The 18,521-nt window shown below is 52.0% G+C and carries 16 protein-coding genes; 13 read left to right on the top strand and 3 right to left on the bottom strand.

Translation table 11 applies throughout. The annotated features are described in order from the left end of the window. The 12 genes from nuoE (at window position 1) to ABD949_RS26370 (ending at window position 12,658) form a co-directional block, all read left to right on the top strand. Window positions 1-498, top strand: coding sequence for an NADH-quinone oxidoreductase subunit NuoE (gene nuoE / locus ABD949_RS26315; RefSeq protein ID WP_345248704.1), 498 nt, complete (start codon window positions 1-3; stop codon window positions 496-498). 9 nt (window positions 499-507) lie between these two features. Continuing rightward, complete coding sequence (gene nuoF / locus ABD949_RS26320) at window positions 508-1,848, top strand: NADH-quinone oxidoreductase subunit NuoF (RefSeq protein ID WP_345248706.1); 1,341 nt, start codon at window positions 508-510, stop codon at window positions 1,846-1,848. 31 nt (window positions 1,849-1,879) lie between these two features. Then, window positions 1,880-2,962 carry an NADH-quinone oxidoreductase subunit G gene (locus ABD949_RS26325; protein ID WP_345248708.1) on the top strand — a complete coding sequence of 361 codons (1,083 nt, stop codon included), beginning with the start codon at window positions 1,880-1,882 and terminating at the stop codon, window positions 2,960-2,962. A gap of 11 nt (window positions 2,963-2,973) precedes the next feature. Then, the gene (nuoH, locus tag ABD949_RS26330) at window positions 2,974-4,128 is read left to right on the top strand and encodes an NADH-quinone oxidoreductase subunit NuoH (protein WP_345248710.1); all 1,155 of its coding nucleotides are present in this window, start codon (window positions 2,974-2,976) and stop codon (window positions 4,126-4,128) included. An 18-nt stretch (window positions 4,129-4,146) separates the two neighbouring features. After that, window positions 4,147-4,710 (top strand): NuoI/complex I 23 kDa subunit family protein, encoded by a 564-nt coding sequence (locus ABD949_RS26335; RefSeq protein WP_345248712.1) that lies wholly within the window; start codon window positions 4,147-4,149, stop codon window positions 4,708-4,710. Window positions 4,711-4,775: 65 nt separating this feature from the next. Continuing rightward, on the top strand, window positions 4,776-5,294 hold the full coding sequence (locus tag ABD949_RS26340; protein WP_345248714.1) for an NADH-quinone oxidoreductase subunit J family protein: 519 nt from the start codon (window positions 4,776-4,778) through the stop codon (window positions 5,292-5,294). A gap of 203 nt (window positions 5,295-5,497) precedes the next feature. Then, entirely contained in the window at window positions 5,498-6,676 is a 1,179-nt protein-coding gene (locus ABD949_RS26345; RefSeq protein ID WP_345248716.1) for an acetyl-CoA C-acyltransferase, read from the top strand. Between the two features lie 184 nt (window positions 6,677-6,860). Continuing rightward, window positions 6,861-8,660 (top strand): acyl-CoA dehydrogenase family protein, encoded by a 1,800-nt coding sequence (locus tag ABD949_RS26350; protein ID WP_345248718.1) that lies wholly within the window; start codon window positions 6,861-6,863, stop codon window positions 8,658-8,660. A gap of 95 nt (window positions 8,661-8,755) precedes the next feature. Then, on the top strand, window positions 8,756-9,709 hold the full coding sequence (locus ABD949_RS26355) for a helix-turn-helix transcriptional regulator (protein WP_345248720.1): 954 nt from the start codon (window positions 8,756-8,758) through the stop codon (window positions 9,707-9,709). Window positions 9,710-9,754: 45 nt separating this feature from the next. After that, window positions 9,755-10,267, top strand: a complete 513-nt coding sequence (locus ABD949_RS26360) for a GyrI-like domain-containing protein (RefSeq protein ID WP_345248722.1) — start codon at window positions 9,755-9,757, stop codon at window positions 10,265-10,267. 170 nt (window positions 10,268-10,437) lie between these two features. Continuing rightward, window positions 10,438-11,613, top strand: coding sequence for a Gfo/Idh/MocA family protein (locus tag ABD949_RS26365; protein WP_345248724.1), 1,176 nt, complete (start codon window positions 10,438-10,440; stop codon window positions 11,611-11,613). A gap of 70 nt (window positions 11,614-11,683) precedes the next feature. Then, window positions 11,684-12,658, top strand: coding sequence for an NADPH:quinone oxidoreductase family protein (locus ABD949_RS26370; protein ID WP_345248726.1), 975 nt, complete (start codon window positions 11,684-11,686; stop codon window positions 12,656-12,658). A gap of 183 nt (window positions 12,659-12,841) precedes the next feature. On the opposite strand, the gene prfB is transcribed toward ABD949_RS26370, so the two are convergent. Further along, window positions 12,842-13,919 (bottom strand): peptide chain release factor 2 gene (prfB, locus tag ABD949_RS26375; protein WP_345248728.1). Its coding sequence is split into 2 segments (ribosomal slippage): window positions 12,842-13,858 and window positions 13,860-13,919, totalling 1,077 coding nucleotides; the frame shifts between segments, so codons are not numbered across the junction. Between the two features lie 224 nt (window positions 13,920-14,143). Between prfB and lpdA the strand changes: the two genes are divergently transcribed. Then, a complete protein-coding gene (gene lpdA, locus ABD949_RS26380; RefSeq protein WP_345248730.1) occupies window positions 14,144-15,538 on the top strand; it encodes a dihydrolipoyl dehydrogenase in 1,395 nt (464 codons plus the stop codon). Window positions 15,539-15,567: 29 nt separating this feature from the next. Here the strand turns inward: lpdA and mptB are convergent, their stop codons facing one another. Then, window positions 15,568-16,956, bottom strand: coding sequence for a polyprenol phosphomannose-dependent alpha 1,6 mannosyltransferase MptB (mptB, locus tag ABD949_RS26385; protein WP_345248732.1), 1,389 nt, complete (start codon window positions 16,954-16,956; stop codon window positions 15,568-15,570). Then, window positions 16,953-18,488 (bottom strand): cellulose synthase family protein, encoded by a 1,536-nt coding sequence (locus ABD949_RS26390; RefSeq protein ID WP_345248734.1) that lies wholly within the window; start codon window positions 18,486-18,488, stop codon window positions 16,953-16,955. The genes mptB and ABD949_RS26390 overlap by 4 nt, the downstream gene beginning before the upstream one ends. Between the last annotated feature and the right edge of the window lie 33 nt (window positions 18,489-18,521).

The following is an 18,521-nucleotide window of genomic DNA, read 5'->3' on the forward strand; positions in this document are numbered from 1 at the left end:
ATGACCGAAACGCAAAACACCGTAGAGTTTACGCCGGAGCGACTGGCGAAAGCGAAAGAAATAATTGCCCGCTACCCGGAAGGGAAGCAAAAGTCGGCCCTGCTGCCCTTGCTGCATGTTGCGCAGGAGCAGTGGGGCTGGCTGAGTCCGGAAGTGATGGACTACGTAGCCCGCATGCTCGACATCCAGCCGATTGAGGTGTATGAGGTTGCTACCTTCTATACCATGTTTCACATGGACCCGGTTGGCAAACATGTGATTGAATATTGCCGCACCGGACCTTGCTGCCTGATGGGTGGTGAAGAAGTATACGCCTACCTGAAGCAAAAGCTGGGCATTGATGCTGGTGAAACCACCGCCGATGGTCTGTTTACGCTGAAGGAGGTAGAATGCCTGGCCGCCTGTGGTATGGGGCCGGTATTCCAGATTCGGGAGAAGTATTACACGCATCTGACAAACGAACGCGTCGACGAAATCATCAATGAACTGTCGAAATAAGCCGTAACAATGGGAAAAAAGATTCTGCTTGAACATATCAACGTCCCCGGCATCGAGACCTTTGATGTCTACCGGAAGCAGGGGGGCTACACAGCCGTTGAGAAGGCGATCAAGACCATGACGCCCGACGAGGTTGTTGAAGAAGTAAAGAAATCAGGTGTGCGTGGTCGGGGTGGAGCCGGATTCCCGATGGGGATGAAATGGAGCTTCCTGGCCAAGCCTGAAGGTGTACCCCGCTACCTCGTCTGCAACGCCGACGAATCTGAGCCGGGTACCTTTAAGGATCACTACCTGATGAAGCATATACCGCATTTGCTCATCGAGGGCATGATTGTCTCCAGCTTTGCGCTGGGAGCAAACAAATCCTTTATTTACGTTCGTGGGGAGCTGATGTATGTCATCTATATTCTGGAGCGGGCGATTGAAGAAGCAAAAGCGAAAGGCTTTTTAGGGAAAAACATCCTCGGCAGCGGCTACGATCTGGAATTGATCGTTCAGCCGGGCGGTGGTGCCTACATCTGTGGAGAAGAGACGGCCCTGCTGGAGTCACTGGAAGGCAAGCGGGGTAACCCCCGGAACAAGCCGCCTTTTCCGGCGGTTAAGGGCCTGTACCAGTCTCCAACTGTGGTGAATAATGTTGAGTCCATTGCCACTACGCCCTGGATTATCAACAACGGGGGAGATGCGTATGCCGCCGTTGGTATTAGCCGTAGTACCGGTACCAAGCTGATTTCGGCGTCTGGCCACATTAAAAAGCCGGGGGTATACGAAATCGAACTCGGTGTACCGGTCGAAGAATTCATCTACTCGGATGAGTGGTGTGGCGGCATTCGCGATGGGCACTACCTGAAAGCGGTTGTGGCGGGTGGTTCATCTGTACCCATTCTGCCGGCGAACCTGATTCTGAAGCTGGCCAACAACGAACCCCGACTGATGACCTACGAATCGCTCTCCGATGGAGGTTTTCAGACGGGAACGATGCTGGGTTCGGGTGGCTTTATCGTGTTTGACGAAACGGCTTGTATCGTTCGGAATACCTGGAACTTCTCGCGGTTCTATCATCACGAGTCCTGCGGGCAGTGCAGTCCCTGCCGGGAAGGAACGGGCTGGATGGAGAAGGTACTCCACCGGATTGAGCATGGTCACGGCCATATGCACGACATCGACCTGCTGGTTGATGTTGCCCGGAAAATTGAAGGAAATACCATCTGCCCGCTGGGCGATGCTGCGGCTTGGCCGGTAGCGAGTGCCATCCGTCACTTCCGCGAGGAGTTTGAATGGCACGTTACCCATCCGCAGGAAGCGACTCAGCCGGGTGCGGTATATAAAGGCGAAATGGCCTTAGTCTAAAGCCACTGTAACGCTTTATCAGAAGAAGAAAATGGAAGAAAATAAGCCGCAACTACATAAAGTCACTATCGATGGCATTGAAATCGAGGTGGAGCCGGGTACGACCATTTTGCAGGCGGCCCGGAAAATCGGTGGCGATGTGGCCCCACCGGCCATGTGCTACTACCAGCCGCTGAAGGGCAGTGGAGGAAAGTGCCGGGCCTGTCTGGTGAAGGTGGCTGCCGGTTCAGCCAAAGATCCGCGCCCAATGCCCAAACTGGTGGCGTCATGCATTACGCCGGTGCAGGATGGCATGGTGGTGGAAAACAAAACCAATCCGCAGGTACTGGATACCCGCAAAGGTATCGTTGAGTTCCTGCTGCTGAACCACCCGCTCGACTGTCCGGTTTGTGACCAGGCCGGTGAGTGCGACCTGCAGAATTTTGCGTTTAATCACGGCCTGGCGTCGACCCGTTATGAGGAAGACCGCCGGACATTTGAGAAGCACGATATTGGCCCATACATCCAACTGCACATGACGCGTTGCATCCTGTGTTACCGCTGCGTGTATACTGCCGACCAGATTACCAATAAGCGCGTTCATGGCGTACTGGGCCGGGGCGATGCTGCCGAGATCAGTACCTATATTGAGAAAGCCGTAGACAACGATTTTTCCGGCAACGTCATTGATGTATGCCCGGTAGGAGCATTGACCGATAAAACGTACCGGTTCAAGAACCGCGTATGGTTTACCAAGCCAGTTGATGCGCACCGCGACTGCCCGACCTGTTCGGGTAAGGTAACGCTGTGGTATCGGGGAGAAGAGGTAATCCGCGTGACCGCCCGCAAAAACGAGTGGAACGAGGTGACTGAGTTCATCTGCAACACCTGCCGGTTTGAGAAGAAGCAGACGAGCGACTGGGTTATCGAAGGACCAACTAAGATTGCCCGTGGCTCTGTTATCTCAGCGAATAAGTACCGGGGAGATCTGAAAAAGCCAGACTTTGGCTTGAAGCTGGCGGCTACGCAGTACAAGCAAATCGACGACAAGCGGGATACCTCTCAACTGGCTATCCGTCAGTTGCCGGTCGAGCGCTTTGCCAAATTACCCTCGGCTAACGAACCAGAACCGTAAGACAACATACTATGAACCTAACGGAATTAATTATAAAGGCAATCATTATCCTCGTCGTCTTCGGTCTGACGCTGCTAATTGCCATGTATTCGACCTACGCCGAACGGAAAGTTGCCGGTTTTCTACAGGATCGCCTGGGTCCAAACCGGGCGGGACCTTTTGGCTTGCTACAGCCTTTAGCCGATGCGGGTAAGATGTTCTTCAAAGAAGACTTCATTCCGTCGAAGGCCAACAAATGGCTGTTTATTCTGGGACCTTGTCTGGCCATGCTGACAGCCCTGATGTCTAGTGCCGTAATTCCCTTCGGCGAAAGCATCAGGTTTGGTGATGTAATGGTGCCGGTACAGGCCATTGACGTAAATATTGGTATCCTATACGTCTTTGGCGTGGTATCGCTGGGGGTGTACGGCATCATGGTGGGTGGCTGGGCTTCCAACAACAAGTTTTCGTTGTTAGGTGCTATCCGGGCTGCCTCGCAGAACATCAGTTATGAAATTGCGCTGGGACTATCGATCATTGCTATTCTGATGATGACCGGCTCCCTGTCGCTGCGGCATATTGTCAGCGAGCAGGCTAGTTTCATTGAGTGGAACGTCTTTACACAACCGCTGGGCTTTATCATCTTTCTGACCTGTGCCTTTGCCGAGTGTAACCGGACACCGTTTGATTTGCCCGAGTGTGAAACGGAACTGGTAGGTGGTTACCATACGGAGTATAGCTCCATGAAGCTGGGTTTCTACCTCTTTGCTGAGTACATCAATATGTTTGTGTCGTCGGCGATCATCTCTACCCTGTACTTTGGTGGTTTCCACTATCCCGGTATGGACTGGGTACGCGAAACGCTGACAGGCTCACTGGGTGCGGTAGTTGGCCATAACCTGGCTACGCTGATTGGCACGATGGCGCTGTTTGCCAAAATCTTCTTTTTCATCTTCTTTTTCATGTGGGTACGCTGGACCATTCCGCGGTTCCGCTACGATCAGTTGATGAACCTGGGCTGGAAGAGTCTGATCCCGCTGTCGATCCTGAACATCGTCATTACTGGGCTTGGGCTGCTGTATAACATTAAATATGCAACCTGGCTGATCGTGGTTGTAATGGTCGTACTGGCCGCTACCAACGCCATTAAGGCTCCGCGCCGTCAGGTAAGGACAAGTGTCCCGTAGTCTTAAACAAAGACAACTATGCAGTTAACTAATAGATCAAAACAAGTCAGTAACAAAGAGATGACGCTGGCCGAGCGGATGTATCTGCCGGCAATTGCTTCGGGACTGGCCATCACCATAAAACACTTCTTTCAGAAGAAGCCGACAATCCAGTACCCGGAGGTAAAACGGTATCTGGGACCGGTGTTTCGCGGTCATCATGTGCTGAAGCGCGATGAAGAAGGCCGCGAACGCTGTACCGCCTGTGGTTTGTGCGCGGTAGCCTGTCCGGCCGAAGCCATTTCGATGGTTGCCGCCGAACGGGAGAAGGGCGAAGAAAAGCTGTACCGGGAAGAGAAATACGCGGCTGTGTATGAAATTAACATGCTACGCTGTATCTTCTGTGGGCTGTGCGAGGAGGCTTGTCCCAAGCAGGCCGTCTACCTCCGCCACGACCGGTTTGTTCCGGTATTTACCGAACGCGACGATGTAATTTACGGCAAAGACAAGCTGGTAGAACGGCTGGACGACCGCTACATCCGGACCAACACGGACGTAAAGGCCACGCCAACCGAGCCAAGCTTATCGCGAGCCGGTACGTAATATAGCCACCGACACGCCTGACCTGCTACCATACCGGTCAGGCTTTCTTCTTTATAGGTATTGACATGAAAACTACCGAAATACTTTTTTACATTCTGACCGGTATCACGCTGCTAAGCGCCATCAGCGTTGTTACAGCGCGCAACCCCATTCACAGCGTTCTGGCCCTGATCGGAACATTCTTTTGTCTTTCCGGTCACTATATTCTGCTGAACGCGCAGTTTCTGGCAGCCGTCAACATCATTGTCTATGCCGGTGCTATCATGGTTCTCTTCCTGTTCACTATTATGTTTCTGAACCTCAGAAAAGAAGATGAGGAGTCGAAGACAAACATGACCAAGATGGCGGCCGTGGTTGTAGGCGGGGTGCTGATGATTCTGATGCTGGCTATTTTCCGCGTTGCGCAGGTTGGCTCCTATAACCCTACCGACTACAATTCGCAGGTCGGTCTGGTCGAAAGCCTGGGTAAAGTGCTGTATACCGATTACCTGCTTCCCTTTGAACTGGCATCGGTTCTGTTCCTGGTAGCCATGGTCGGGGCCGTCATGCTCGGCAAGCGCGAACCTGGCGAACGGCATTTCTAAGCCGATAACAGAAACGCATACAAGCTCAGAAGAGGCTGCCGGGTTGGTAGCCTCTTTTTTTGTCCGGTACATCTTTCCACTCTGGTGAATTTTGGGTCTAATAGTATGCTTGCATAATATTCCGTTTCTGCCTTGTGATTTTTCGCAGGAAATTTTTGTTATTGCAGTAGTAAAATCAGAAGATACCAACAACTAAACCAGATATGGACGCATACGTAGTAGCCGGATATCGGACAGCCGTTGGCAAAGCCCCACGGGGCGGGTTGCGATTTACAAGACCCGACGATATGGCGGCTGAAGTAATTAAACATTTGTTGCAGCAGGTACCCCAGCTTGACCCGGCTCGTGTTGAAGACTTAATTGTCGGCAACGCCGTACCCGAAGCCGAGCAGGGCATGCAGATAGCCCGCTATATCTCCTTGCTGTCGTTACCAAACAGTGTACCGGGTATGACCATCAACCGCTACTGCGGCTCTGGTCTGGAGGCTATTGCCATTGCTTCGGCCAAGATTCACTCCGGTCTGGCTGATTGCATTATTGCCGGTGGCACCGAAAGTATGTCGCTGGTGCCGGTGATGGGTTGGAAAACGGCGCTGAACTATGAGATTGCGCAGAAGAATCCAGACTATTACATTGGGATGGGTCTGACGGCCGAGCAGGTAGCTGATCAGTTCAAAATCAGCCGCGATGCACAGGACGAGTTTGCCTATGAGTCGCACCAGAAAGCGTTGGCGGCCCAGCAAAGCGGCAAGTTCGACGATCAGATTGTGCCTATCTCGGTAAAAGAAACCTACTTCGACAGCGAAGCTGGAAAGAAGAAAACCCGGGAGTGGTCGGTTACTAAAGACGAAGGCCCCCGTGCGGATACAACGGCCGAAGCCCTGGCCAAACTGAAGCCGGTATTTGCCGCAGGTGGTTCCGTAACAGCCGGTAACTCGTCGCAGACTTCCGACGGAGCGGCATTTGTGATTGTGATGTCGGAGCGGCTGGTAAACGAATTGGGCCTTAAGCCGAAGGCGCGGATGATGTCTTACGCTACGGCCGGTGTAGAGCCCCGCATTATGGGTATTGGTCCGGTAGCGGCTATTCCCATCGCCTTGCAGAAGGCCGGCCTGAAGCAGGACGATATTGAAATGATAGAATTAAACGAAGCGTTTGCGGCTCAGTCACTGGCCGTCATTCAGGAGCTGGACCTGGACAGGAGCAAGATTAACCCGAATGGCGGTGCTATCGCTTTGGGTCATGCGCTGGGTTCTACCGGTGCGCGGTTGTCGGTGCAGTTGATTGACGAAATGCAACTAAACGGTCAGAAATACGGCATGGTATCAGCTTGTGTTGGCGGTGGTCAGGGCGTAGCGGGTATTTATGAAGTGCTAAACTGACGGTTGACGTATATAGAAAAAAGCCTTGTTTCCAATAGCTGGAACAGGGCTTTTTCCTTTTTCGAGGTGTAGCTGAATAGCAGAAAAATAATACAATAGTATGTTTGCATACTATTATTTTTTTGATTTCCTTTGTTGTAAATTAGTATGCACGCATAACAAATAAACTCATTTATCTATAGCCATGATTGCAACCGACAACAAAGCTTCTATCAAGGGCGGTGAGTTTTTGATCAAAGATACTGACGCATCGCAAGTGTTCATTCCCGAGGAGTTTACCGAAGAGCAGCGGATGATTGCCGCTACCTGCCGGGAGTTTCTGGAGAAAGAAATCTGGCCGCGTCTGGAAGAAATCGATAAAGCCAAGACCACGGATCTGATCTCCTCGCTGATGGACAAAGCCGGTGAACTTGGTCTGCTGGGAACATCTGTACCGGAAGAGTACGGCGGGTTTGGTATGAACTTCAACACCTCCATGCTGGTGGCTGAAGTAACCGGTGCCGGTCATTCGTTCTCCGTAGCCTTGTCGGCCCATACAGGTATTGGTACCCTGCCCATCGTGTACTACGGCAACGAAGAGCAGAAAGCCAAGTACCTGCCGAAACTGGCGACCGGTGAGTGGAAAGCAGCTTACTGTCTGACGGAACCGGATTCAGGCTCAGATGCCAACTCTGGCAAGACAAAAGCTAAACTGTCAGAGGATGGTCAGTACTACATCCTGAATGGTCAGAAGATGTGGATTACCAACGGTGGTTTCGCCGATGTGTATATCGTCTTTGCTAAGATAGAGGATGACAAAAATCTCTCCGCTTTCATTGTAGAGCGCTCCTACGAGGGAATCACGATGAATGAGCCGGAGCATAAGATGGGTATCAAAGGCTCTGATACCCGGCAGATTTTCTTCAACGATGTTAAAGTACCGGTGGAGAACCTGCTGTCGGAGCGGGGCAATGGTTTCAAGATTGCCGTTAATATCCTGAACATTGGCCGTATTAAATTAGGCGTTGCGGCTGTTGGTGGCTCAAAAGAAGTCACGACCAATGCTATTCGGTACGCTAATGAGCGTCGGCAGTTTGGTACCCCTATTGCCAACTTTGGGGCTATTAAGCACAAACTGGGCGAGATGGCCGTGAAGATATATGCGTCGGAATCGGCGAGCTACCGGGCCGGTCAGAATATCGACGACCTCATCGAGGACCTGAAAGGCAAAGGCATGAGCGATGCGGATGCCAAGCTGAAAGCCCTGGAGCAATTTGCTATTGAGTGTGCCATTATGAAAGTACACGGCTCCGAAGTGCTCGATTACGTGGTAGATGAAGGCGTTCAAATCTACGGCGGTATGGGCTACTCGGCTGATGCCCCAATGGACCGCAGCTACCGAGACGCCCGCATCAACCGCATTTTCGAAGGTACCAACGAAATCAACCGGATGCTGGTGGTCGACATGCTGCTGAAGCGGGCCATGAAAGGCGAACTCGACCTGATGGGTCCGGCCATGGCCGTAGGCAAAGAAATCATGTCGATTCCTGACTTCGGTGCCGACGAGGAAGAAGGTCTGTTCATAGCCGAGAAGAAGGTTCTGTGTAACCTGAAGAAAGCCGTGCTGATGGTATCCGGTGCTGCTGTGCAGAAGTTCATGACAAAACTGTCGGAAGAGCAGGAAATATTGATGAGCATTGCTGATATGGGCATTGAAGTGTATGCCGCCGAATCTGCCCTGCTACGAGTTGAAAAACTTATCGGTATCAAAGGCGAAGCCGCCGTTGCGCTACAGAAAGATATGGCGTTGTGCTACCTGCACGAAGCCGTGGAAAAAGTAAATAATGCCGGACGGGCTGCCATCACCTCGTTTGCCGAAGGCGACGAACTGCGCGTGATGCTGATGGGCCTGAAACGCTTTACCAAGATTGAACCGATGAACCTGAAGAACGCTCGTCGCCGGATTGCTGATGCGATGATTGAAGAGAACCGGTACATCTTCTAAGATAATACAATTCACAACAGCTGAAAACCGATAAGCCGGCCTTGTTTTAGGGCCGGCTTTCTTGTTATATAGCGGTTTCAAATGCTTCCTCTGCCATGAACCGCATTGACCGATTAACCGCTATATTAATTCACCTGCAAACGAAAAAAGTTGTAAAAGCCCAGGAACTGGCTGACCGGTTTTCCATCAGCCTTCGGACGGTATACCGCGATATTCGGTCGCTGGAAGAAGCGGGTGTACCCATCGGAGCCGAAGCTGGCATCGGGTATTTTCTGGAAGGCTACAACTTGCCCCCGGTCATGTTTACCAACGCCGAAGCCAGTGCGTTGCTGGTCGGCGGGAAGTTTGTAGAGAAGCTAGCGGATAAGTCACTTACCGAACCATTCCAATCGGCGCTCTACAAAATTAAAGCAGTGATGAAAGGCTCCGAAAAGGAATATCTGGAGGAATTGGAGCCTAAAATTGCCATCCACTCATTAACCAGGCCAACGCCTTATTCCGACCACCTCCTGAACGAAATCCAGGAAGCCATTGCCCAGCAGCAGGTCCTTTCCATTGAGTACCTGTCCAATTACAACGAGCAGATTACCCAGCGCGAAGTAGAAGCCATTGGCCTGTACCACTACGGCCGTGGTTGGCACCTGATTGGCTTCTGTACCCTGCGTCAGGATTACCGCGACTTCCGCGTCGACCGTATCCGGCAGCTTACCAATACCGGCAAGCGGTTTACCAGCCGACGGCTATTATCACTACAACAGTACCTGTCGCGGGAAGTCGAGGCTATGCCGCAGACCGATGTGACGCTAGTCTTCCGGAAGAATGTCGTGCGTTTTATGCAGGAGCAGAAATACGTCTACGGCTATGAATCCGAAGAGAGCTTGGGCGATACGGTAAGAATGCATTTCAAAACCCGTTTTCTGGAGGGATTGAGTCGCTGGATATTGATGTTTGGGGATGATGTATCGGTAGAATCGCCGGAGTCGCTGAAGACGCTGATGCGGTCACTGGCGGCCGAAATTCGCGACCATTATTTACCCGAGATTTCCTGAAAGCCTACTGACATAGGGCTGTCACTGCCCCGGTTTACCTTTGTTATGGTCCTTAAAACAACAGATACCATTACAACACAAACCGTTTCTACCCCAGCCGTCCAACTCACTGAAAAGGTCGTGCCGCCGTTCACCGCTCTTTGCTTTACTACCCGAACCACCCTGAAGGATTTATCGCAGTACTACGGCGTAGTCGCCAGCCAGCTAACTCAAGAGGCAGAGCGGCTGAATCTGGAGGTAAACGGACCGGTGCAGTGGGTGTATACCGGAGCGACCGGTGATATGGACAATGAATTTCAACTGGAAATTACCTTACCCATCAGTGAAGCTCATGGTGAGCCGGAAACGTTTACCTTTCAGCAGTTTGATTCATTTCGGTGCGTATCGTACACCCACACCGGTCCCTGGAGTGACCTTATGGCGGTGTATGACGCGTTCTTTGCTGAGTTTTACCGGCTGGGTTATCAGGACGGTAGCAACGTGCGTGAGATTTACGCTGTTGTGGATGTTGATACCCCGGCCAATAACGTCACCGAAATCCAGGTCAGCATTGAATAACCCCCTCTACCAGCACACAACCTGCTGAATAGTAGACGAACGGAATGAGTACACCGGAAGCCCAATCAGGCTTCCGGTTTTTGTTGTTGCCGGCCCAGGCTCAAATTAGCATACAGGCTCTTGACATTTTTCGTATGTTTATCATCTGATTACTAACCCTAACTCCATTCATGAACGATTCATTCACTTTCTCCCGGCGTGATTTTCTGCAAAAGATGTCGGCCGGTGTCGGTGCCTCGGCGCTCTCGCTACCCTTTCTGGCTCAGGCTGCCCAAGCCGACCCACTATTTCAGGACAGGAAATTAGGCATCGCCTTAGTTGGTTTAGGTAGCTACAGCACCAACCAGCTGGCACCTGCCCTGCAAAAGACGCAGCATTGCCGGCTGGCTGGTATTGTTACCGGCACTCCATCCAAGGCCGAAGCTTGGAAGCAGAAGTACAACATCCCGGACAAAAACATCTATAACTACCAGAATTTCGACCGCATCGCCGATAATCCGGATATCGACGTAGTGTATGTGGTGCTGCCCAACAACATGCATACTGAATACGTCATTCGGGCCGCCAGGGCAGGTAAGCACGTTATCTGCGAAAAGCCACTGGCGATTACCGTAAAGGAATGTCAGGATATGATTGACGCCTGTAAAAAGGCAAACCGGCAGTTGGCCGTTGGGTATCGGTTGCACTATGAGCCATTTACCCTGGAAATGATGCGGCTGGGTCAGCAGAAGGTATTCGGGGCGGTGAAGTTTGTAGAAGCCAGCGACGGCTTCAAGGCGGGCGACCCGAACCAATGGCGATTGAAGAAAGCCATGGCCGGTGGCGGTCCGTTGATGGACGTGGGTATCTACGCCGTCAATGGTGTACGCTACGTCACCGGTGAAGAACCTATCTCCGTAACGGCGCAGTTTGGCCCTAAAACGAACCCACAAAAGTTTAAGGAAGTAGAAGAAACCATGTTCTGGCAGTTTGAGCTACCCAGCGGGGCTGTTTCCAACTCTACTACCAGCTACAGCGCCGGGGTTGAACGCCTGTATGCGGCCGCCGAGAATGGCTGGTTTGAACTTCGTCCGGCGTTCGGGTACGGCCCGCTGAAAGGTAACACCAGTAAAGGTCCGATTGAGCAGCCCATCGTCACCCACCAAGCCGTGCATATGGATGGTGTCTGTAAGACGCTGCTGGACGGTCAGAAGCTCCCCGACCATATTACGGGTGAAGAGGGTCTTCGCGACGTTCGGCTGTTGCAGGCCATCTACCGGGCCGCTGAAACGGGTCGCAAGATTGACCTGAAGGAGAGTGGGTTTGTGAGTAAGTCTCCGTATTCGGCTGCGACGGCCAGTAAATGATATACGGGTTGGGTGATAGATTGTAGTTGATTCGCTAACGCTTAAAACGGTTTGGAAAACCGTTGTACAGATGAGAGCAGTACTTTGTCGCCAGTTTGGTCCACCCGAGAGTTTGCAGGTGGAGGATATTCCGTGGCCGGTTGCGGAAAAAGGGAAAGTGGTCATTGAGGTAAAAGCCTGCGGTGTCAATTTCCCGGATACGCTGATAATTCAGGGTAAATACCAGTTCAAGCCGCCGTTCCCGTTTGCACCGGGGGGCGAAGTGGCTGGCATAGTTCGGGAGGTAGGCGAAGGCGTTACCCACCTGAAACCGGGTGACAATGCCTTTGCCCTGACCGGCTGGGGTGGCTTTGCCGAAGGTGTGCTGGCCGATGGCTACCGCACCTTCCCCATGCCACCGGGTATGGATTACCAGACGGCGGCTTCGCTGATGTACACCTACGGTACCTCCTACCACGCTTTAAAAGACCGGGCGCAGCTACAATCGGGCGAGACGCTGCTGGTATTAGGCGCAGCCGGTGGCGTTGGTTTAGCGGCCGTATCGCTGGGCCACATCATGGAGGCGAATGTCATTGCTGCGGCCTCTACTGATGAGAAGCTGGAACTGTGCCGCCAGTATGGTGCCACCGAAACAATTAACTATTCTACGCAGGATTTGCGGGAGCGGATTAAAGAAATCACCGGCGGCAAGGGTGTCGATGTAATTTATGACCCCGTCGGTGGTGATTTAGCCGAGCCGGCCTTACGCTCCATGAACTGGCGCGGGCGCTATCTGGTCGTGGGTTTTGCCGCCGGTCAGATACCGAACATTCCGCTGAACCTGCCGTTGCTGAAAGGCTGCTCCGTTGTCGGGGTATTCTGGGGTTCCTTTGCGGAGCGACAGCCGAAGGAAAACTTCAAGAACTTCCAGAAACTGCTCGGCTTTATTCAGCAGAGCAGGCTCAAGCCGCACATCCACGCCACCTACCTGCTAGAACAGGCCTCCGACGCGCTTAATGAAATGCTGAGCCGGCGGGTGATGGGAAAGATTTTGGTAGTGCCGTAGTAGGCAGTGTACTATGTACGGGTCAGCCTCCGGCCGGCCCAGCCGCGCCAGCGGCTAACCTCCAGGCTAGCCGCTGGCCAGAACGCTTTAGATTGACACGTGTGGTTATTGGCGCAATTGTTCTGGACTGATTTGTTAGCCGCTGGCGCGGCTGGGCCAGCCGGAGGCTGACCCGTACATAGCCTACTCCTGCATCAGCAAAAAGGACTTAATAAACTCGTCCAGGTCACCGTCCAGTACCGCTTCGGTGTTGGAGGTCTGATAGCCGGTGCGGTGGTCTTTCACCCGGCGGTCGTCGAGGACGTAGCTGCGGATTTGCGATCCCCACTCAATCTTTTTCTTGCTGGCTTCTACCTCGGCGCGGGCAGCATTCCGCTTTTCTACCTCAATCTGGTATAGCTTTGATTTCAACAGGCGCATGGCTACTTCTTTGTTCTGTAGCTGGCTCCGTTCCTGCTGGCATTCGATGATAATACCGGATGGTTTATGCCGTAGCCGAACGGCCGTTTCGACTTTATTTACGTTCTGTCCACCGGCACCGCCTGACCGGAAAGTGTCCCAGTCGATATCGGCCGGATTTACCTCAATCTCGATGGTATCATCAATCAGCGGGTAAGCGTAAACCGACGCGAACGACGTATGCCGGCGGGCATTGGAATCAAACGGTGAAACCCGAACCAGGCGGTGTACGCCATTTTCTGATTTCAAATAGCCATAAGCCAGCGGTCCTTCGACCTCAATGGTGGCTGATTTAATACCGGCCGTATCACCTTCCTGGTAGTCGACCTGTTTTACGCTGTAGCCGTGCTTCTCGGCCCAGCGCAGGTACATGCGGTAAAGCATATCGGCCCAGTCCTGGCTTTCGGTACCACCGGCACCGGAATTTATTTCCAGTACGGCACTAAGCTGGTCTTCCTCGTTGCTGAGCATCTTCTTCAGCTCCAGTTCTTCCAGCGTAGCTGTTACCTTCTGGCCTTCCTCATCAACCTCTTCTTCCGTAACCTCGCCGGCTTCGTAGAATTCGAAGAGTGTTTCGAGGTCGCCCATCTCGCCATCGAGCTTGTCGTAACCACCAATCCAGCCCTTTAGGGCACGGACCTGCTTCATGGTATTTTCGGCGCGTTCGGCATCATTCCAGAACTCGGGCTGGAAGGTTTGCTGTTCGAGGTCGGCTAAGCGTTCTTTCTTGGTGTCGTAGTCAAAGATACCCCCTCAAGGCCTCAACTCTGGCCTTCAAGTCTTTCAACTGGTCTGTTGTCATCTCGATGTTTGGTTTTTACAAGGTCGCAAAGATAAAACAATTCCCGGCATACCCCTTGTTTTGGGTCATCGGCAGAATTTATGTGAACGGGTCCGCTGGTGTAGCCGGCCATTGCCGAAGATGATTTAGCGGTCGGTGCGGCATATCAACTTTTCGGCCTAACTTTGCGTTCCTCAAGCAGGTAGTTGAGCTATTTATTTTCTGACCACTATACAATCTGAAAGATGGCATCACAATACGATGTAATCGTTTTAGGCAGCGGGCCGGGTGGCTACGTAGCCGCAATTCGGGCCTCGCAGTTAGGCATGAAAACAGCCGTTGTTGAGCGCGAAAGCCTCGGCGGTATCTGTCTGAACTGGGGCTGTATTCCCACCAAAGCACTGCTGAAAAGCGCCCAGGTTTTTGAATACATTAAACACGCTAAAGACTACGGCATTACCGTCAATGACTCCAGCGCCGACTTCAATGCCGTTATCAAACGCAGCCGTGGCGTAGCCGAGAGCATGAGCAAAGGCGTTCAGTTCCTGATGAAGAAGAACAAAATCGATGTCATCTACGGAACGGGCAAAATAAAGCCGGGTAAAAAGCTGGACGTAACCGACAACGACGGCAAAACCACTGAATATTCCGCCAAGCATATCATCATCGCCACCGGCGGCCGGGCGCGGCAGTTACCGGCAGTCCCTATGGATGGCCAGAAAGTTATTGGTTACCGGGAAGCTATGGTACTGGAAAAGCAGCCAGCCAGCCTGCTGGTTATTGGTTCAGGAGCCATCGGTGTCGAGTTTGCCTACGTATACGCCAGCATGGGTACCAAAGTGACCATCGTTGAGTTTATGCCCAACATTGTGCCGGTTGAGGATGAGGAAATCTCGAAAGAGCTCGCCAAGCAGTACAAGAAGATGGGCATCGACATCTATACCAGTTCGGAAGTAACCAAAGTAGATACCAGCGGCAAAGGCTGTAAGGTGTTTGTCAAAACGAAGGATGGCGAAAAAACCTTTGAGGTTGATATTGTCTTATCGGCTGCTGGGGTAGTTTCCAACATCGAGAACATCGGTTTGGAAGAGACTGGCATTAAAACAGAGAAGGGTAAAATTCTGACGGATGACTTCTATCGGAGTAATGTAGAAGGCTACTACGCCATCGGCGACGTTACCAAGGGACAGGCACTGGCGCACGTTGCTTCCGCCGAAGGTATCATCTGTATCGATAAAATTGCCGGTCACCATGTAGAACCGCTGAACTACAATAATATTCCGGGGTGTACCTACTGTTCACCGGAGATTGCTTCGGTAGGATATACCGAGAAAGCGGCCCGTGAGGCAGGATATGACATCAAAGTTGGTAAGTTTCCGTTTACCGCTTCCGGCAAGGCGAAAGCCGCCGGCGCGCCGGAAGGCTTTGTGAAAGTTGTTTTCGATGCCAAGTACGGTGAGTTTTTAGGTGCTCACATGATTGGCTACAACGTAACCGAGCTGATTGCTGAGGTGGTAGCGGCCCGCAAACTTGAAACGACCGGTCACGAAATCCTGACGTCTGTACACCCACATCCAACCATGTCGGAAGCCGTAAAAGAAGCTACCGAAGTGGCGTACGGCGAAGCGATTCACTTGTAATAATTGTAAGTAACCGCAGAAGCGGCTAATTAAGCCCTCATCACATGCTCCGGCATTTGGTGAGGGTTTTTGTTTATCCAGTACTCATAAAGGCCATACCCTACAACGGCCAGGTATTCTACCGCCGTCAGCAGCAGATTCTCCCGGTAAGGTAAGCCGCTCTGGTAGGTAGCATAAGACAGCCAGATAAGTCCCGACCAAACCAGCGGAAAGCGAAAGTTGGTAAACACACTGACCGCTATTAATGTAGTAGCGTACCAGGGATGTACGGTGGTGGCCAGCGCAAAGTAGAGAGTTAGGGTAAGTATAAGCTTGGTAGAAACAGAATTGGTTAGCTTTTTATTAAAGGCTATCCATAAAACGCCCAGTGTCGTAACTAATGAAAGCCAAAATCCGGCCTGCACAATGATGTTGTAGCCTTTTATCCAGAAGCCAACTTCCCGGATGAGGTAATACACGCTGGCGTTGAACTCAAACTTCTGGAAGTACAGATTAATACTGGAAAAGACATTCTGCACCAGCGCCACACTGGCAAAAGGAAGAAACAGAATACCTGTCAAAACCAGGGTTAAGGCAGCATAAGCAATACCCCGTCGCCAGCCTAAGTACTGAATTGCTAAGGGCAGAAAAAGCAGGGGCAGCAGCTTGGTACAAACTGCAAGCGCCAGCGCCCCGGCCGATAATACCCACCGGTTCTTTACCAGTAGCCATACGGCCATTAGCACAAAAAAGATAACGATGGCTTCAAAATGCACATTGCCGGTAAGCTCCAGAATAACCAGCGGGTTCAAACCGTACAGGAGCGCCAGATTGGGATTCCGGTTGAAGTGCTTTAGCAGACGGACCAGTAGCCATAAAACACCAAGCTCCGCAAGCAGAATCGAAACTCTTAACGTTACTACATTCCCTAAAACATTGTCTGGCGACAGCATAGCCGCCAGGCCAAACAGAGCCTGGTTGAGCGGAGGATAAACGGTGTAGTAGTCGGGTGAGTTGAGGTAGATGAACAGGTTACCGTCTACACCGGCTCTATCAGCCAGGGGACTGTTAATAATCCCACTGGGAAGATAGAGATACGGATTGAAGCCATGCACCAGCAGCCGGCCATCCCAGATAAATCGATAAAAGTCATCAGATAGTCTTGGTAGGGCAAACAGCAATGTTAGTCGAAAGGCAATGGAGGCTGCAAACAGGAAGCGGTCAGGCGCTTCTGAAAAACCTGGTATAGTACCACTATCACCTGGCTGCGCAAGGCGATGGTACCACAATGGCCGCACGCGTAATAGATAGCCCCAAAAGAGCAGGCCGTATAAAGAAAGAAGCGTGCCGAATTGCTCACGCGGCACGCCATACGCGATAAAGATGTAAAGACCAGCCGACAACGCCAGCCAGCCAATGCGAAACGGTGTAAGGGTCATGTGGTTAAACCCACCGGACTTGGCATGGGCCGATCACTGGCTGTTGAGCCAGGTACCGATGGCCGGCGCATGGAGTGGGTCAGCGAATATACGAAGACCATACCAAAGCCAGTCGTCAGCATGATGTGGAATACCAGCATTCGATAATCATGCAGGTAAAAGCCCAGGGCAATACCGCCCAGGAAATACAGGACCATCAGCCCTTCCAGTACCGTCAGTAGTGTAATACCCCGGTTGAGGTAGATATTATTCTGCCAGCTATCCTTGGCGGTGTTTACATTGAACTTGGGGGTACGCACAAACGGGGTTTTCCGGCCGATATAGCCTTCAATAACGGCAATGGTATTGTGCAGCGATAAACCCATCATCAGCGATGAGTACATCGGAAAATACCACCCAAACTGAGTCGGCTTCTGGTGACCCGACAACCAGAAGGGTATGCCGTAGAACAGCATCAGAATAATTAGATTGAACTGGAAGAAGTTAATCAGGTAATATACGGACTCCCACTCCGGGTGAATGCTCCGGATATATAAGACTGGTACGCTCAGGATGGCCAGCGCCAGCACCAGTATAAACGTTGAGCTGCTGAACAGGTGGAAGAAGGCGTGTATTTTGGCGACGAATGGCACACCCGGTGCTTTCAGCACCTTCAGCATAATCTTGCGGGCGCACTCGGCGGCTCCCTTCATCCAGCGGTACTGCTGTGACTTCAGCGCATTCATGGCGACTGGCAATTCGGCGGGGGAGCCGATGTCTTCGCGGTAGACGAACTTCCAGCCTTTTAGCTGAGCGCGGTAGCTGAGGTCGAGGTCTTCAGTCAGGGTATCGCTGCTCCAGCCACCGGCGTCCAGAATGGTTTCTTTACGCCAGACCCCCGCCGTACCATTGAAATTCATGAAGAAGTCGGCGGCATTACGGCCACCCTGTTCAATGAAGAAGTGAGCATTCAACCCGAAGGCCTGCAGGCGGGTAATCAGTGAATAATCTTCGTTGAGGTGTGTCCAGCGGGTTTGCACAATACCGATCTTCGGATTGGAAAAGTGGGGGAGGGTCTTCAGCAGAAAATCGGGGTCGGGTACGAAGTCGGCATCAAAAATAGCAATGAACTGTCCCTTGGCAAAGTCGAGGCCGTAGGCGAGCGCACCGGCTTTGAAGCCTTTCCGCTCCGGACGCCGGATGTGCTGAATGTCGTAACCCATGCGTTGGTATTCGGCTACCTTACGGGCCAGAATACCAACGGTTTCGTCGGTAGAGTCATCCAGCACCTGAATCTCCAGCTTTTCCTTTGGGTAACGTAGGTCAGCTACCGCATCAATAAGCCGCTCAACTACATATAGCTCATTGTAAATAGGAAGTTGAACCGTCACGACGGGCAGGTTATTCCAATCGACAGAATCAGGTGTAATGATATTCGCCTTCCGCTTTGCCTGTGTACGGAGGTAAATAATAATCAGGCTGAGCTGGCCCAGGTTATACGTGAACAACAGCACCAGTGTGAGACCGTATAGAATTAAAATAAGTGCTTCCATGTGTTGGACAAATAGTGTCTATTTGCCGCTCCT

The organism is Nibrella saemangeumensis (assembly GCF_039541915.1).
Taxonomy (GTDB): domain Bacteria; phylum Bacteroidota; class Bacteroidia; order Cytophagales; family Spirosomataceae; genus Nibrella; species Nibrella saemangeumensis.

Bases quoted from the DNA above. Each gene is read 5' to 3' on its own strand.
- nuoE (WP_345248704.1), top strand. From the start codon at position 1: ATGACCGAAACGCAAAACACCGTAGAGTTTACGCCGGAGCGACTGGCG.
- nuoF (WP_345248706.1), top strand. From the start codon at position 508: ATGGGAAAAAAGATTCTGCTTGAACATATCAACGTCCCCGGCATCGAG.
- ABD949_RS26325 (WP_345248708.1), top strand. From the start codon at position 1,880: ATGGAAGAAAATAAGCCGCAACTACATAAAGTCACTATCGATGGCATT.
- nuoH (WP_345248710.1), top strand. From the start codon at position 2,974: ATGAACCTAACGGAATTAATTATAAAGGCAATCATTATCCTCGTCGTC.
- ABD949_RS26335 (WP_345248712.1), top strand. From the start codon at position 4,147: ATGCAGTTAACTAATAGATCAAAACAAGTCAGTAACAAAGAGATGACG.
- ABD949_RS26340 (WP_345248714.1), top strand. From the start codon at position 4,776: ATGAAAACTACCGAAATACTTTTTTACATTCTGACCGGTATCACGCTG.
- ABD949_RS26345 (WP_345248716.1), top strand. From the start codon at position 5,498: ATGGACGCATACGTAGTAGCCGGATATCGGACAGCCGTTGGCAAAGCC.
- ABD949_RS26350 (WP_345248718.1), top strand. From the start codon at position 6,861: ATGATTGCAACCGACAACAAAGCTTCTATCAAGGGCGGTGAGTTTTTG.
- ABD949_RS26355 (WP_345248720.1), top strand. From the start codon at position 8,756: ATGAACCGCATTGACCGATTAACCGCTATATTAATTCACCTGCAAACG.
- ABD949_RS26360 (WP_345248722.1), top strand. From the start codon at position 9,755: ATGGTCCTTAAAACAACAGATACCATTACAACACAAACCGTTTCTACC.
- ABD949_RS26365 (WP_345248724.1), top strand. From the start codon at position 10,438: ATGAACGATTCATTCACTTTCTCCCGGCGTGATTTTCTGCAAAAGATG.
- ABD949_RS26370 (WP_345248726.1), top strand. From the start codon at position 11,684: ATGAGAGCAGTACTTTGTCGCCAGTTTGGTCCACCCGAGAGTTTGCAG.
- lpdA (WP_345248730.1), top strand. From the start codon at position 14,144: ATGGCATCACAATACGATGTAATCGTTTTAGGCAGCGGGCCGGGTGGC.
- mptB (WP_345248732.1), bottom strand. From the start codon at position 16,956: ATGACCCTTACACCGTTTCGCATTGGCTGGCTGGCGTTGTCGGCTGGT.
- ABD949_RS26390 (WP_345248734.1), bottom strand. From the start codon at position 18,488: ATGGAAGCACTTATTTTAATTCTATACGGTCTCACACTGGTGCTGTTG.